The sequence below is a fragment of the Halogeometricum sp. S1BR25-6 genome (assembly GCF_031624495.1).
Classification (GTDB): domain Archaea; phylum Halobacteriota; class Halobacteria; order Halobacteriales; family Haloferacaceae; genus Halogeometricum; species Halogeometricum salsisoli.
On record NZ_JAMQOP010000003.1, the window covers coordinates 491166 to 506757 of the forward strand.

16 protein-coding genes are annotated in these 15592 nt (G+C 67.4%); 9 read left to right on the top strand and 7 right to left on the bottom strand.

The window, feature by feature from the left end; genetic code table 11:
- Window positions 1–107 precede the first annotated feature (107 nt).
- Complete coding sequence (locus NDI76_RS17320; RefSeq protein ID WP_310925396.1) at window positions 108–713, top strand: TetR/AcrR family transcriptional regulator; 606 nt, start codon at window positions 108–110, stop codon at window positions 711–713.
- The gene (locus tag NDI76_RS17325; RefSeq protein ID WP_310925397.1) at window positions 710–2182 is read left to right on the top strand and encodes an MATE family efflux transporter; all 1473 of its coding nucleotides are present in this window, start codon (window positions 710–712) and stop codon (window positions 2180–2182) included. The genes NDI76_RS17320 and NDI76_RS17325 overlap by 4 nt, the downstream gene beginning before the upstream one ends.
- A gap of 4 nt (window positions 2183–2186) precedes the next feature.
- Here NDI76_RS17325 and NDI76_RS17330 read toward each other — a convergent pair whose 3' ends face one another.
- Window positions 2187–2438: a MoaD/ThiS family protein gene (locus tag NDI76_RS17330; protein ID WP_310925398.1), complete on the bottom strand. Its 252-nt coding sequence runs from the start codon at window positions 2436–2438 to the stop codon at window positions 2187–2189.
- A gap of 82 nt (window positions 2439–2520) precedes the next feature.
- Window positions 2521–2670: a hypothetical protein gene (locus NDI76_RS17335; RefSeq protein ID WP_310925399.1), complete on the bottom strand. Its 150-nt coding sequence runs from the start codon at window positions 2668–2670 to the stop codon at window positions 2521–2523.
- A gap of 26 nt (window positions 2671–2696) precedes the next feature.
- Between NDI76_RS17335 and NDI76_RS17340 the strand changes: the two genes are divergently transcribed.
- Window positions 2697–3782, top strand: a complete 1086-nt coding sequence (locus tag NDI76_RS17340) for a site-2 protease family protein (protein WP_310925400.1) — start codon at window positions 2697–2699, stop codon at window positions 3780–3782.
- Between the two features lie 102 nt (window positions 3783–3884).
- Complete coding sequence (locus NDI76_RS17345; protein ID WP_310925401.1) at window positions 3885–4574, top strand: MBL fold metallo-hydrolase; 690 nt, start codon at window positions 3885–3887, stop codon at window positions 4572–4574.
- Between the two features lie 35 nt (window positions 4575–4609).
- Here the strand turns inward: NDI76_RS17345 and NDI76_RS17350 are convergent, their stop codons facing one another.
- Together NDI76_RS17350 and NDI76_RS17355 are read right to left on the bottom strand one after the other, a co-directional pair.
- The gene (locus NDI76_RS17350) at window positions 4610–4849 is read right to left on the bottom strand and encodes a DUF7120 family protein (protein ID WP_310925402.1); all 240 of its coding nucleotides are present in this window, start codon (window positions 4847–4849) and stop codon (window positions 4610–4612) included.
- Between the two features lie 79 nt (window positions 4850–4928).
- On the bottom strand, window positions 4929–5468 hold the full coding sequence (locus NDI76_RS17355; protein WP_310925403.1) for a hypothetical protein: 540 nt from the start codon (window positions 5466–5468) through the stop codon (window positions 4929–4931).
- 215 nt (window positions 5469–5683) lie between these two features.
- Here NDI76_RS17355 and NDI76_RS17360 point away from each other — a divergent pair, with 215 nt between their 5' ends.
- Entirely contained in the window at window positions 5684–7102 is a 1419-nt protein-coding gene (locus NDI76_RS17360) for an amidohydrolase (RefSeq protein WP_310925404.1), read from the top strand.
- 20 nt (window positions 7103–7122) lie between these two features.
- On the opposite strand, the gene NDI76_RS17365 is transcribed toward NDI76_RS17360, so the two are convergent.
- Window positions 7123–7863 carry a class I SAM-dependent methyltransferase gene (locus NDI76_RS17365; RefSeq protein ID WP_310925405.1) on the bottom strand — a complete coding sequence of 247 codons (741 nt, stop codon included), beginning with the start codon at window positions 7861–7863 and terminating at the stop codon, window positions 7123–7125.
- A 780-nt stretch (window positions 7864–8643) separates the two neighbouring features.
- Window positions 8644–10281, bottom strand: a complete 1638-nt coding sequence (locus NDI76_RS17370; protein ID WP_310925406.1) for a BCCT family transporter — start codon at window positions 10279–10281, stop codon at window positions 8644–8646.
- A gap of 343 nt (window positions 10282–10624) precedes the next feature.
- On the opposite strand from NDI76_RS17370, the gene NDI76_RS17375 reads away from it, so the two are divergent.
- The 3 genes from NDI76_RS17375 (at window position 10625) to NDI76_RS17385 (ending at window position 13166) form a co-directional block, all read left to right on the top strand.
- Window positions 10625–11278, top strand: a complete 654-nt coding sequence (locus NDI76_RS17375) for a DUF8102 family protein (RefSeq protein ID WP_310925407.1) — start codon at window positions 10625–10627, stop codon at window positions 11276–11278.
- A gap of 111 nt (window positions 11279–11389) precedes the next feature.
- Window positions 11390–11776: a Rid family detoxifying hydrolase gene (locus NDI76_RS17380; RefSeq protein ID WP_310925408.1), complete on the top strand. Its 387-nt coding sequence runs from the start codon at window positions 11390–11392 to the stop codon at window positions 11774–11776.
- A 1-nt stretch (window position 11777) separates the two neighbouring features.
- A complete protein-coding gene (locus NDI76_RS17385) occupies window positions 11778–13166 on the top strand; it encodes an NAD-dependent succinate-semialdehyde dehydrogenase (protein ID WP_310925409.1) in 1389 nt (462 codons plus the stop codon).
- 4 nt (window positions 13167–13170) lie between these two features.
- Here NDI76_RS17385 and NDI76_RS17390 read toward each other — a convergent pair whose 3' ends face one another.
- On the bottom strand, window positions 13171–14550 hold the full coding sequence (locus tag NDI76_RS17390; protein ID WP_310925410.1) for an aspartate aminotransferase family protein: 1380 nt from the start codon (window positions 14548–14550) through the stop codon (window positions 13171–13173).
- Window positions 14551–14688: 138 nt separating this feature from the next.
- On the opposite strand from NDI76_RS17390, the gene NDI76_RS17395 reads away from it, so the two are divergent.
- Window positions 14689–15592, top strand: a 904-nt coding sequence (locus NDI76_RS17395; RefSeq protein ID WP_310925411.1) for a M24 family metallopeptidase, incomplete at its 3' end; no start/stop codon positions are given.

A 15592-nucleotide genomic window follows, 5' to 3' on the forward strand; every position in this document is an offset into this window, starting at 1 on the left:
TCACCGGGTTTAGCTCTGTCGTTGGCGGCACGGGAACCTGAAGCTACAACGCTTTTGACTGACCGGCCAGTCAATCAGTATAGTGACCGATTTTCGGTCGATTTCGAATGAGCTCTGACGCCGCCGACGCCATCATGGACGGGACGCACAGCGCACTCCGCGCGCGCGGGTACGCGGAGTTGACGATGCGGGACATCGCCGACGAGGCCGGAGTGAGCAAGGCGGCGCTCCACTACCACTTCGACGGCAAACGCGACCTCCTGCGCTCCTTTCTCGACCGCCTTCTGGAGCGGTTCGAGGCGCGCCTCGACGGGGTGACCGGCGCGGACCCCGAAGCGCGGTTGCTGTCGCTCGTGGAGACGGTGCTGCTGCCGCCCGCCGACGGCGACCCGCACGAGTTCCGAACGGCGCTGCTCGAAATCGAGGCGCAGGCCCCCTACGACGAGGCGTACCGCGCGCGACTCGAACGGTTCGACGAGGCGTTCGCCGACCGCGTCCGCTCGCTCCTCGCCGCGGGCGTCGCCGACGGCACGTTCGACGAGTCGGTCGACCCCGACGAGGCGTCGTCGTTCGTCGTCACCTACGTCAAGGGGGCGCGGACGCGGAACGTCGCCGTCGGCGCGTCGCTCGACGACTCCTTCGCGGCGTTCCGCCGCTACGTCCGCCGCACGCTGCTGGCCGACCCGCCCGAAGAAGGGGTGGCGGCCGAATGAGCCTCCGGGGCCGACTGAACAGCGTCTTCAAGAGCCGCGACGAGTTCGACCTCACCTCCGGCGACATCGCCCGTCCGCTGTTCTACCTCTCGTTACCTATCGTCGTCACCAACCTCCTCCAGACGGCGTACAACCTCGCGGACACGTTCTGGCTCGGCCAGTTCAGCACGAACGCGCTGGCGGCCATCAGTTTCGCCTTTCCGATGGTGTTCCTGCTCATCGCTCTGGGGATGGGACTCTCCGTCGCCGGCAGCGTCCTCGTCGCCCAACACACCGGGGCGGAGGAGGAAGCCAAGGCCGAGTACGCCGCCTCGCAGACGGTGACGTTCTCGCTGCTCGGGTCGCTGCTTCTCGGCGCGGTCGGCTACCTCCTCGTGGGGCCGTTCCTCTCCCTCCTGGGCGCCTCGCCCGACGTGCTCCCCCTCGCGACGAACTACATGCAGATCATCTCGCTGGGTCTGCCGTTCATGTTCGGCTTTTTCGTCTTCATCGCCCTCATGCGGGGGTACGGCGACACCATCACGCCGATGCTCGTCATGTTCGGGTCCGTCGTCCTGAACATCGCCATCGACCCCGTGCTCATCTTCGGATTCGACGGGAACCCGCTGTTCACGATGCTCGGACTCGGCGGCCTCCAGTCGCAACTGTTCGCCGCCACGGGGTACGCCGGGTCGGGCATCGGAGGAGCGGCCATCGCCACCGTCTTCTCGCGGTCGCTCGCTCTCGTCGTCGGTCTGTACATCATGTTCGGGAGCACCCGCGGCGTCCAAATCCGCCTCTCGCAGATGCGGCCCGACTTCGAATTTCTCCGGCGCCTGCTCGCCATCGGCATCCCCGCCTCCATCGAGGGGACGGGACGCGCCCTCTCGGTGAATCTGCTGCTCATCGTCGTCGGGATGTTCCCCACCACCGTCGTCGCCGCCTACGGTATCGGCGTGCGGGTGTTCTCGGTCATCTTCCTGCCCGCCATCGCCGTCGCGCGCGGCGTCGAGACGATGACGGGACAGAACATCGGCGCCGGGAAGGAGGCCCGCGCCGAGAAAGCGGCCAACGTCGCTGCGGTCGCGATGTTCGTCATCCTCTCGCTGGCGGGCGTCCTCGCCTACGTCGGCGCGAACCCCATCATCGCCGTGTTCACCGACGACCCCGAGGTGATTCGCGTCGGGGCTGACTTCCTCTACTGGGTCGCGCCGACGTTCGGCTTCATCGGCATCATGCGCTCGTACACCGGGAGTTTCCGCGGCGCGGGCGAGACGCTGACCTCGGCGGCCATCTCGGTGCTGATGCTCGCCGTCATCCGCCTGCCGTTCGCCTACTTCGCCTCGCAGTCGTGGGGGTACGGCTCGACGGGTATCTGGATGGCCTTCACCGTCTCGAACGTCGCCGGCGCCGCCATCGCCTACCTCTGGTACCGCCGCGGAACGTGGCGGGAGGGGTCGCTCACGCGGCGAGCGCCGGCGGACGACTGAGCACTCACTCCTCGGCGGACCGCTCGGAGAGGACGACGGCGTCGCCGTCGGCGAGACGGGTCGTCCGGTCGGCGTCGCCGCCGTTCACCCGACAGACGAGTTCGCTCGTCAGCGACTCGGGGTCGAAGGCGTCGAACTCCGCAGTGAGGCCGCGAACCACGTCCTCGACGGTGGAGCGCGGTTCGAGGACGCGCGACAGCGACCGCTCGCCAACCGCGTCGGCGACGCCGGCGTAACACCGAATCGTGACTTCCACGACCTCCGAGTGGTGCGGCGGGTACAAAGAACGTTACGGGATACCATACCTATTCGAATTCCCGTTCCGGTGTCTGAGACGCTCACGCCGCCCGTTCGATGGGAGTGGAGGATGCGTGCTCGTCCACCGCGGTCCGAATCATCGGCGGGAAGTCCGTCCGTGCCAGTTCCGCGGCGGCGTCCGTCACTGGGTCCTCGGTACTCTTCGACGCCCCACCGGAGTCTGTGGGCATATGTACGTTCGGCACGTACCGAAGCTATGACCGAGACGGCTCTCGGCGGCGCCCCTGAACCCGGTCGGTTCGCCGGCGTGTTCGACGTTTACGAGGTTGAGGCCGAGGGGGGAGAGATATGCTACTACGGCCAGCCTCGCTCGGACCATCAGTCGGTCGTCCGCGTCGTCGCGCCGGTGTTCCGCGAGCGAGGGTACACCGTCTCCGTGGAGCGAGAACTGGGCGAGTACGTTCTCGTCGCCAGCGAACGCACCGTCGGCGTCGACGGCTTCCCGACGACGAACGTCGTCCTCTTTCTCGCCACCGTGGTCACGACGCTGTTCGCGGGGTCGCAGTGGTACGGCATCGACGCCCTCTCGAACCCTCTCGGGGTCCTCGACGCGTGGCCGTTCGCCGCCGCCGTCCTCGGCGTCCTCGGCGTCCACGAACTCGGCCACTACGTCGCCAGCCGTCACCACGACGTGCAGGCGTCGCTGCCCTACTTCATCCCCGTCCCGACGCTGCTGGGGACGATGGGCGCGGTCATCCGGATGCGCGATACGCTTCCCGACCGGAAGTCGCTGTTCGACATCGGCGTCGCCGGTCCCCTCGCGGGCCTCGTCGCCACCGTCGTCGTCACCGCCGTCGGCGTCTCCCTGCCGCCCGTCGAAGCGGCCGCGTTCCCCGTCCGACTGGGCTACCCGCCGCTCATCCGCATCGTCGCGGCCGCGTTGGGTCAGCCGCTCACCTACGCGGACGCCTCGCTGATGGCCAACCCCGTCGTCGTCGGCGGGTGGGTGGGGGCGTTCGTGACGTTCCTCAACCTCCTGCCGGTCGGCCAACTCGACGGCGGCCACGTCGTCCGCGCCATGTTCGGTAGCGCGCACGCGACGGTCCAGCGACTCGTTCCCGTCGCGCTGTTCGGCCTCGGCGCGTACACCTACCTGTTCGCCGACGGGCAGTCGCTGAGCCTCTGGGTCCTCTGGGGCTTCCTCGCGCTCCTGTTCGCCCGTGCGGGCGGCGCCGAACCCGTCGACGACTCGCCCCTCGGTACGCCCCGCCTGGCCGTCGGCGCGGTGACGCTCCTTCTCGGCGCGCTCTCCTTCACGCCGGTTCCGCTGGCGCTGGGGTGAGCGGACGGACGCGGACGGACGCGAACGAGTGCGGGCGGGGACGGCCCCGGAACGGGTCGTCGGTGCCGGTACGCCCATCCCGGCTCCGCCCGACTCCCGAATATGAACGTTCCCGACGCCGTACATCCGCTTCCGGTCGAACTCGACACCGACGGCGGGACCCGACGCTTCTGGCCCTGCGCCGTCGAGACGGACCGCGGCCTCGTCCTCGTCGACGCCGGGTTCGCACACACTACCGACCAACTCGAAGCGGGCCTCGCGGAGGCGGGCTTCGACCTCTCGGACGTGCGCCTCGTCTTCCTCACTCATCAGGACGGCGACCACGTCGGCGGCCTCGCGCGCGTCGTCTCCGAGACGGACGCCGTCGTCGTCGCCAGCGAACACGCGGCCCGCGTCGTCGACGGCTCCGAACCGCCCCGCGGTTCCGACCCCGACGACGACCGGTACGAACCGGTCGCCGTCGACGTGGCGCTCGCTGGCGAGGCGACGCTCGACACCCGCGCGGGACCGGCGCGCGTCGTTCCGACGCCGGGCCACACTCCCGGTCACGTCTCGCTGTACTTCCCGGAGGAGTCGTTCCTCCTCGCGGGCGACGCCGTCACCGCCGCGGACGGCGAACTGAACGGCCCCGACCCGACGTTCACCGAGGAGATGGACGAGGCGCTGGCGTCGGTGCGGACGCTCTCCCAGTTAGATATCTCGCGGACGCTGTGTTACCACGGCGGTTTCGCCGCCGCCGCCGGGAGCGACCGGATGGCGGCTATCGCGGTCGACGCGGACGGCGGTCGCTGACGGTTCGAGGTTTTCTCTCCGAAAAAAGGGTCGCGTTAGAGGCGGTCGTCGTCCGCGGCGCCGGGGTCGTTCGCGGTGTCGAACAGGTTGTTCTCCGCGCCGTCCATGAAGTCGTCACCGGGCGTCGACTCGTCGACGACGTTGACGTTGTAGGCGTCGATACCCATGCTTATCAGTTCCTCCGCGGCCTGTTCTTCGCTCACGAACTCCTGGTCGACGAGCTGCTCGAACTCCGTCAGCAGTTCGTCGGGGAGCGTCACTTCGACGATTGGCATCGGTCGAGGCTTCTACCTCCGGGTACTTGAGTGGACGGTTGGTGGAGCGCCCCACCGGACGTTCTCCACCATCGTTCGTCTACCACTCGGACTCGGCGCCGAGGCCGATGTTCACGTCGTCACCCTCTTCGGTCACTTTGTCCGGTTCGTCCCCCTCGTCCTCGTCTTCGTCTTCGTCTTCGTCCGTCCGCGGCGTCTCGGCGTGACAGGTGACGCGCACGGGGTCGCCGTCGCGTTCGCTCTCGACGGCCCACATCTGCCCGCACCCGAGCAGCGTCACCCAGTCGTCGCCGCGTCGCTGGTCGACGCTGACGAGGACGTCGTTCGTCTCGCTGTCGCGGCCGGCGTACTCGATGCGAATCGTCTCGCCGTACACCTTCAGCCCCGCCGGTTCGCCCAGTTCGACGAGGGTCGAGTCTGTCCGCCCGTCGGGGTGGTCCACGTACACTTCGACTATCGGCGCCTCGCCCGTGGGGAGCGAGTACTCCACCGCCAGGGTGCTCTCCTCGACGTCCACCCGCTCTATCTCGACGAGCGACGCGGAGGCGCCCACGGCGTCCGCGACCTGCCGTTTGAGAGCCTGAACGGGAATCCGTGCCGTGTCACGTTGTCTGTCCATACGGTCTCTACGCGTGATAGAGGGTGGAGGGGTTTGACTGCACCGGCGTCGCGTCGATGCTATCGGCGCCGACATCACCGTTGGTCGGTCGGCCGCCCGGCACTCGGGACGATGACCCACACTCTCTGGAAATTGTACAAATTCTACGGTCTAGGAGTATCCACCCGAACCGCCGCGAGACACAGGTTGATATTCGACCACTCCGACGCGAGACTGTGACCAAATCGGAACTTTTCGAGCGGATCGAGGCGAACGAGCCGGAGTTGAGAGCCCTCGCACAGCGAATCTGGGAGACGCCCGAGTTGGGTCTCCACGAGGAGGAGTCCGCCGCGACGCTGGTCGAGGCGCTCGAAGACGGCGGCTTCGAGGTGGAGACGGGCGTCGCCGGGATGCCGACGGCGTTCGTCGCCGAGTACGGCGACGGCGACCCGCGAATCGGTATCTTGGGCGAGTACGACGCGCTGCCGGGTCTCTCGCAGTCGGTATCGGCCGAGCGCGACCCCGTCGAGGCCGACGGTCCGGGACACGGCTGCGGGCACAACCTCTTCGGCACGGCCGGCGTCGGCGCCGCCCTCGCCCTCGCCGAGGCCGTCGACGCCGGCGAGGTGTCGGGAACCGTCGTCTTCTACGGCTGTCCGGCCGAGGAGACGCTCGTCGGGAAGACGTACATGGCCCGCGCGGGCGCGTTCGACGACTTGGACGCCGCGCTGACGTGGCACCCCGGCGACCTCAGCACGCCTCGGATGGGCTCCTCGAACGCGCTGAACTCCCTCACGTTCACGTTCGAAGGCGTCTCCGCGCACGCCGGCGGCGCCCCCGACTCCGGGCGGTCGGCGCTTGATGCGGTGGAACTGATGAACACGGGCGTCGAGTACATGCGCGAACACGTCTCCGACGACGCGCGGATGCACTACTCGATACCCGACGGCGGCGACGCGCCGAACGTCGTTCCCGCGGAGGCGACGGTGTGGTACTACGTCCGCGCGCCGACCCGCGAGGAAGTCGAGCGCAACACCGACTGGCTCCGCGACATCGCCGAGGCCGCGGCGATGATGACGCAGACCGACGTGTCGGAACGGTTCCTCACCGGCTGTTACGACTATCGGGCGAACGACGTCGTCTCCGAGGTCGTCTGGGAGAACATCGAGGCGGCCGGGCCGATTCCGTACGACGACGCGGACCGAGAGTTCGCCGCCGAATTGCAGGCGACGGTGGCTGACGAGCGCATCGAGTCGCGCCTCGCCGAACTTCCCGACGAAGTCGCCGCCGAAATCGAGGACGAGGCGCTGTACGCGGAACCGGTCGCCCCCTACGACCACGACCGGCAGACCCACGGGTCGACGGAGGTGGGCGACGTGAGTTGGATCACTCCTACCGGGCAGTTCAACGGCGCGACGTGGCCCGTCGGGACGCCCGGCCACTCCTGGCAGGTCGTCGCCGCCAACGGCGACTTCGGGTTGAAGGGCGTCGCCTTCGCGGCGAAGGTGCTTGCGGGGGCGGCGTACGACCTGCTCGGCGACGCGGAGCGACTCGCGGCGGCGCGCGAGGAGTTCGAGGCGACCGTCGGGTCGGACGCCTACGAGACGCCGCTCCCCGAGGCGGCCGAACCGCCGTTCGACGTGACGATGGGATAGGACCACCCTCGCTCCGTCGGTTACCTGCTCGACGCGACGGCACCGTCCGCCAGTCGGAACGCCAATCCGTACATCTCGCCCGCCGATTCCGAGCCTATCGTCTCCTCCAAACGGTCCGCCTCCGACGCGAACCGCTCCGCGAACGCGGCCGGCAGTCGCTCACAGGCCCGGCGAACGACGTTCGCGTGCGCCGCGACGTGGCTCTCGGTCCACGGCACCGGGTCCAACAGCGTCCGCTCCCGGTCGAACGCCCACCCGCGGGCCTCGAACTGCGCGCGCAGGACCTCGGCGGGATAGAACGTCAGGGCGGGTCGGCCGTCCGCGAGTTCGGTCGCCGCGTTCTCCAGCGCGAACAACTCGCGCATCGCCGCGTCTCCGGGAAGCGGTTCGTAGTCGTCGACGATGAGGTGGGCACCCGGTGACGCGACCCGCGTCAGTTCCCCGACGACGGCAGCCAGCGACGCGACCGGGACGACGTTGAAGAGGGCGTGGGCGGTGACGACGTCGACGGCGGCGTCGGAAAGGGGAAGCGCCCGCAGGTCCGCCTCCAGCACCGTCGTCCGCGCCAGTTCGTCGGGAGCGAGGCGCTCGCGCACGAGTCGCGCGTGGTCGCGGTCGTTCGTCACCGCGTACACGTGCGCGGCGCCGGCGTCGAGGAGACCCGCGGTCATCTTCCCGACGCCCGCGCCCGCCTCGAGACAGGTCGCACCCGACACCGGGCGGTCCGCGAGTGCGGCCCGAACCGTTCGCGGAACGTCCATACACCGGAGAAGTCGGGCGTCCACAAGAACTCACCGCAAGGTGGGAGAGCTATTCTACGACTATACGACGGTAGAAGGGGTTCAAACAACCACCGTTTGCTCCAAATATAGTTGTATATCCATATAGTACGAATAAATCTCCAAATACGAGAATGAAATCGGCAGAAGTGAGATTCTAACCCTGCATAGAGGTGTACTGAGGCCGAGACGAAACTCGGCCGAACACGTTCGCTTCGAACCTCGCGGAACCGCCCGCGCCTACCGAACCGTTCCTGAGAGCGGAACGAAAGGCCGATCTGAGTGCGGGTTGCTACCTCTTGACGTTCTGCTGGGGACCGAACCGCCCTCCAACTAGAGTGTCGCCGGGCCGATATGATTGTGGACTCTCGGTCATCTTTCCGCCGTCTAATCCCATCTCCATACACTATTCGAACGAAACCGGGCGCTGAACGACTTCTCTGTCCTATTTGCTTCCGTTCTTCGTTCTATTCACCCCCTCGGGCTTCCTTTCGGCGTCTCCGTTGCGGATTGAAAGCATTACAATCTTAGATATGTAATTGTGTGGCAGTCTTTGAGATTCAGATGTCGCACGGGAGCGCAGACGGAGGAGATAGCGTTCCGCTCTCAGGAACGGACGGGAGCGGAGTTTGCGGAGCGAAGACTGAAGGGAACGATAGTCGGACGAACGTGCGACGATAAAACGGATTTATCCGCGAGTGAGTTACCGAACCGATTCGCCGCTGCCGAATCGGGCGGCGTCGCGGGCGACCCGACGACCGGTCAGTCGTCGTCGGCCCCCGCCGGCCGTCCCTCCGTGTCGGCCGACTCCGATCCGCCGGTATCGCCGTACAGGACCGTCTCCTCCCGTAAGAGGACGTTCTCCGACTGCTGGCTGAACGACTTGACGAGGCCGGCGACGGCGATGAGACAGACGACGGCGAACGGCCCGCCGGTGATGATGGCGGCCGACTGGAGCGCCTCGACGCCGCCGATGACCATGAGGATGGACGCGACGACGCCCTGCAGAACGCCCCAGAAGATGCGGCTGACGGAGGAGGGTTCGGCCTTCCCGCCGGTGGTCATCATCGAGACGGCGAGCGTCGAGGAGTCCGCCGAGGTGACGAAGAACGTCGTCACGAGGACGAGGAACGCGAACAGGAGGATGGTTCCCACCGGGAGCGGAATCCACGCCACGTCGAGCGCCTGAAACAGGAGGTAGCCCGAGACGGCCTCGCCGTACTGCCCGACGGGTCCGAGGATGTCGACGACGCCGCCGTGTTGGAAGAGGACGGCGGTGCCGCCGACGATGGCGAACCACGGAATCGTCGCCAGCGACGTGGCGACGATGCCGGTGAACGCCACCTCGCGGACCGACCGGCCGCGCGAGATGCGGGCGATGAACAGGCCGGCGAACGGCGACCACGCCAGCGGCCACGCCCAGTAGAACACCGTCCACGCGTTCGACCACGACCCGCCGTTCCCGAAGTCGGTGAAGGTGCTCATCAGGAACCAGTCGCCGAGGAGGCCGCCCGTGGCCTGCGTGCTCAGTTCGAGAACGCGGGCCGTCGGCCCGAGTATCAGCGTCGCCGTCATGAGCACCGCGAACAGCCCCATGTTGAAGTTCGACAGGCGCCGGATACCCTTGTCGACCCCGAGGACCAGAGAGACCGTGAACAGGAGCGTCATCCCCGTGATGATGAGGATGGTCCCGACGTCGCCGATCTGATACCCCCAGTTGAACTCGATGCCGGTCAGGAACTGACTCCCGATGAGGCCGAGCGACGTGGCCACCCCGCCGAGCGTCGCGAACACCGCCAGGATGTCGACGAGTTTCCCGAGGAGGTTGTCCACGTTGTCGGCGCCGACGAACGGCGTCAGCACGGCCGAGACGCGCAGCGGCGCCCCGTGTTCGTGCGCGAAGTACCCGATTCCGAGGCCCATGACGGTGAAACAGGACCACTGGGTGATGCTCCAGTGGAACAGGCTGTACTGGACGGCGATGGGGATGGCGGCCTGCGACTCGGCGGCCGCACTGTACAGCGGCGGCACGGTCGAGTAGTGTAGCAGCGCCTCGGTCGGCCCCCAGAAGACGATGCCCGCGGCCAGCCCTGCCGAGTAGATCATCGTGAAGTAGGAGACGTAGCTGAACTCCGGGCTGCCCTCCCCGAGTGTGAGCTTCCCCCACGGACCGAGGATGAGGAAGGTCAGAAAGCCGACGAGAACGAGCATGACGATGAGGAACGCCCAGTTGAACCGCGCGAGCACGAACTGGTTGACGCCGGAGACGACTTCGCCGGCCATCTGCGGGCGGAGCGCGAAGAGCACCACGAACAGGAGGGTGATACCCGCCCCGAATCCGAAGATGGTCGGCTCTATCTCGTCGAGGAACTCGGAGACGGCGCCGTCGCTCTCGCTCATGCGCCTTCTCCCCCGATTCCCCGTCGGACCCGGTGATTGACGTCGCTGTACCCGCGCGCACGGCCGTCGGAGTCGCCGCTCTGAGTCGAGTGCATGGCTGTGTGCGAGTGCGTATCAACGACATGCTGGAACGCCCGGTTAAACGTTGTGGGTGCGAACGACGAGCGAGCATCACTGCCGCGCGGGTCCTCGGCCGGCTACACGGTTTCTGTAATCGGGTACGGGACCGAATCGACCCCTCTACGCGGTTTCGAGCATCCGCCGTCTGAGGGCTTCTCGAACTCTGTGTGATGCGTTCTCGTGGTTCGCAAATCTTATCCGCGGATGTACACGAGAAGTGTGTATGACAGACGCCCCCGACGCGGACGCCGCGGACGAGACGCTCGCGCACTCGGCGGACAGGGCGCGCGGCATCCTCACGCCCAGCGACCGGGAGTTCCTCCTCGGGCGGAAGACGGACTACACCGAGCACTCGAAGAAACAGAAGCGCAACCGCATCCGTCGGCGCCTGCGAAACGCCATCCTCGATTTCTCCATCCTCTTCGAGCATCTGGAGGACCGCGACAGGGAGACGGTGTTCAACCCCGAGGACGAGGCCCGCGACGCCTACACGCAGGGAATCGTCGACATGCTCGGCTTTCTCCACCTCGGCACCCTCGGCTACCACGTCCCGTTCAAGGATATGCTCGGGCAGGGCGTCAACCGGGCCGAGCAGAAACTCGCGGGGTCGGACTACCGCATGGTGACCGTCGACTTCAACGTGGACCCGGTCGGCCGAATCGACGTCGACGACGTCGTCGACAAACTGGAGGCCGAGCGGTTCGACGAGGTGACCGACGAGGAACTCCGCGCGTTCGTCCGACTCATGACCGAGTCCGAGGAGTTCTCCTCCGCGGAGATGCGCTCGGGAATGAAAGCGGAGATGCCGGCGTTCCTCGACGCCGTCTCCGAGGCGACGGAACGGCGGAACGGACGGACCGAAGACCTGCGCGACTGACGCTCGGCCCCGCGGTGCCGTTCGGCGCTCCGCCGACGCGAGAACGGATTCTGTGTACGACGTACCGAATAACGTTTATGAACCTCCAGCGAGTGAGTGCGACCGAGACTCATGCCAGACCAGACCGCGATATCGGCCGCGGGCGCACCGCAGAACGACAACCCCTACTCGCAGGGCGTCCTCACCGACGGCCTCCTGTTCGTCTCCGGATTCGGTCCGGTCGACCCCGAGACCGGCGCGGAAGTCGAGGGCGACGTCGGAGCGCACACGCACCGCGCGATGGAGAACGTCGCCGCCGTCGTCGAAGAGGCCGGCGGGTCGCTGGATGACCTCGTGAAGACCACCGTCTACGTCGCCGACATGGACGATTACGACGCCGTCAACGAGGCGTACGCCGAACACGTCGGCGAGACGCCGCCCGCCCGGGTCTGCATCGAGGCCGCCCGCCTCCCCGAGGACGTGCGCGTCGAGATAGACGCCGTCGCGAGGGTGAACTGAGATGGCGCTCACGACCACCGACCCGACGACGGAGGAGGACATCGAGACGTACGAGGGCCACGACGACGCCGACCTCGACCGCATGCTCGACGCGTCGGCCGACCGCTTCGCGTCGTGGCGCGACCGGCCCATCACCGAGCGACAGGCGCTCGTCGGGTCGATAGCCGACGTCCTCCGCGAGAACGAGGACGAGTACGCCGAACTGATGACCGAGGAGATGGGCAAACCCGTCTCGCAGGCGCGCGGGGAGATTCAAAAGTGCGCGTGGGTCTGCGAGTTCTACGCCGAACGGGCCGCGGAGTTCCTGCAGGACGAACGCGTCGGCGTCCACCCCGAGGCGCGGACGAAGGTGTCCTACGAACCCCTCGGCCCCCTCGTCGCCGTGATGCCGTGGAACTACCCGTTCTGGCAGGTGCTGCGGGTCGCCGCGCCGACGCTTGCGGCCGGCAACACCATGCTTCTCAGCCACGCGCCCAACGTCACCGGGTGTGCGAAGGCCGTCGAGCGGATTCTCGACGACGCCGGCTTCCCTGAGGGCGTCTTCCAGACCCTCGTCGTCGACACCGACGCGATACACGACGCCGTCGCCGACGACCGGGTCGCGGCGGCGACACTGACCGGCAGCGTCCGCGCGGGCCGCGCCGTCGCCGAGACGGCCGGGAACAACCTCAAACCCTCCGTGCTCGAACTCGGGGGGAGCGACCCCTTCGTCGTTCTCGACGACGCGCACCTCGACCGGGCGTGCGAGGTGGCCGCGCAGGCCCGCGTGAACAACAACGGGCAGGCCTGCATCGCCGCCAAGCGGTTCATCGTCCACGAGGACGTCTACGAGGAGTTCCGCGACGGCCTCGTCCGCGAGATGGAGTCGCTGACGGTCGGCGACCCGGCGGATGAGGACACCGACGTCGGTCCCATCGCCCGCGCGGACCTCCTCGACACCTTGGAGACGCAGGTGCGAGAGACGGTGGACGCCGGCGCGACGGTGCTCACCGGGGGCGAGGCGCTGGACCGCGAGGGCTACTTCTTCGAACCGACGGTGCTGGAGGAGATTCCGGACGACAGCCCCGCCGCCTGCGACGAACTGTTCGGCCCCGTCGCCTCCCTGTTCCGCGTCGAGAGCGAGGAAGCGGCGATGGAACTGGCGAACGACACCGACTACGGACTCGGGGCGAGCGTCTGGACCGAGGACCTCGAACGGGGCGAGCGACTCGCCGGCGAGTTCGAGGCGGGCGCGGCGTTCGTCAACGAACTCGTGCAGTCGCACCCGAAACTTCCGTTCGGCGGCGTGAAAAACTCCGGATACGGCCGCGAACTCGCCGCCGACGGCATCCGCGAGTTCACGAACAAGAAGACGGTGTGGGTGTCGCCCGCCGACGGCCTCGACGGCTAACTCCTTACCGCGTCGCCGTCGCCGTCGTCGCGTGTTCGACGGCGTCGACGATGACGTCCATCGCGGTTTCGGCGAGGTCCCGCGTCAGCACGAGGGGCGGGAGCAGTCGCAGGACGTTGCCGTGGCGACCCGCCTTCCAGACGAGGACGCCGTGCTCGAAGCAGTAGTCCTGAATCGCGTCGGCGACGTCGCCGTCGGGGTGCCCGTCGGCGTCGACGAACTCCGCGCCGACGAACAGTCCCTTTCCGCGCACTTCGGCCAGTTGCGGGTTCGACTCGCCCGCCTCTTCGAGTCGCGCCCGGAGGTACTCGCCGAGTTCGCGCGCGTGCGAAAGCAGGTCGTGTTCTTGAATGTACTCGATGGCCCGCGTGCCGGCGCGCATGCCGACGACGTGACCGCGGTAGGTGCCGGCGTGGTCGCCCGACCCCCACGTGTCGAGGTCCTCGTGGTACATCGTCGCCGAGAGGGGGAAGCCGACGCCGCCGAGGGCCTTCGCCGTGGTCATGATGTCCGGGGTGACGCCCTCCCACTCGTTGGCCCACCACTGGCCCGTCCGGCCGAGGCCGGACTGAATCTCGTCGAACACGAGGGGCACGTCGTTGTCGGTGGCGATGTCGCGCAGGCCCTGCAGGAAGCCCTCCGGCGGCGTGACGATGCCGCCCTCGCCCTGAATCGGTTCGACGATGATGCCCGCGGGGTTCGCGAGGCCGCCGTAGGGGTCTTCGAGTATCTGTTGGACCTCCTCGAGTGCGTGGTCGACCGACGCCTGCGGCGACTTGTCGTCGCGGAACGGGTACGGGTAGGGCGCGTGGACGACGTCGGGCAGGAGCGGCGTGTACGCCTCCTTGAACTTCTTGTTCGAGGTGACGCTCATCGCACCGCTGGTCGCGCCGTGGTAGCCGCCCCGGAAGGCGACGAGGCCGGTGCCGCCGGTGTTGTACTTCGAGAGTTTGATAGCCGCCTCGACGGCGTCGCTCCCCGTCGGGCCGCCGAACACCGTCCGCATGTTCCCCTGCAGGCCCTCGGGCGCTATCTCGTCGAGTTTCTCGATGAGTTCGAGGCGCGCCTCGGTGGGGAAGTCGACGGTGTGGACGAACTTGTCGGCCTGTTCGTGCACCGCGTCGAGGACGTAGGGGTTCGAGTGGCCGACGTTGAGGACGCCGATGCCGGCGAACATGTCGATGAAGGTGTTGCCGTCGGCGTCGCGGACGGTGGCGCCCTTCCCCGACTCGAACGCGATGGGGATGTCCTCGGGGTAGGCGACGGCGCTGCTGTCGATATCTTTCTGTCGGCGGATGAGTTCTCGGGACTTCGGTCCGGGGACCGAGTCGACCGACGGTGCGTCGTCGTAGTGGAGTTCCGTTATCGGTGGTCCGCGTGCCATACGCGTGTTGAGGTGTAACTGTCGTAAATAAGTTGTCCACAGTTTCCATAGGGACTGTACACAGAAACTGACCACCAGCGCGCCCCACGAAAAAGGTTATATCGGCGTTGGACGAAGCGCCTGTAGAGTCTCGCTAACATGCGACAGTCAATCTTCGACCCCGGCGAGTACGAAAGACGCATCGAGGAGACGAAAGCGCGGATGCGCGAGGAGGAACTGGACGCCCTCTTGGTCACCGACCCGGCGAACATGAACTACCTCACGGGGTACGACGGCTGGTCGTTCTACGTGAACCAGGCCGTCGTCGTGACCCCGGACCGCGAGGAACCCGTCTGGGTGGGCCGCGGGATGGACGCCAACGGCGCGCGCGCGACGACGTGGCTCTCCGAGGAGAGCATCGACTCCTACAGCGACGACCACGTCCACTCGCCGCACGACCTGCATCCGATGGACTACATCGCGGACGTCCTGGACGCCCTCGGCGTCTCCGACGGGACGATCGGACTGGAGATGGACGCCTACTACTTCACCGCGAAGTCCTACACGCGCCTGCAGGAGAACCTCGGCGAGGCGTCGTTCTCGGACGCGACGCTTCTGGTCAACTGGGTTCGGATACGGAAGTCCGAACGGGAACTCGACTGCATGCGCGAGGCCGCCCGCATCTCCGAGAACGCGATGCGGGCGGGTCTCGATACTATCGCAGAAGGCGTCCCCGAGTCGGAGGCGGCGCGGGCCATCTACGACGCCCTCATCCGCGGCACCGACGACTACGGCGGCGACTACCCCTCCATCGTCCCGCTGATGCCCTCCGGCGACCACACGGGGACGCCGCACCTGACGTGGACCGACCGGGAGTTCGAGGCGGGCGACCCGGTCATCATCGAACTGTCGGGCTGTCGGCACCGCTATCACTCGCCGCTCGCCCGCACCGCCTACGTCGGCGACCCGCCCGAGGAGATGACAGAGCGGATGGAAATCGTCGTCGAGGGCGTCGAAGCCGCCCTCGACGTCGCCGAACCGGGCGTCACCTGCGAACGCGTCG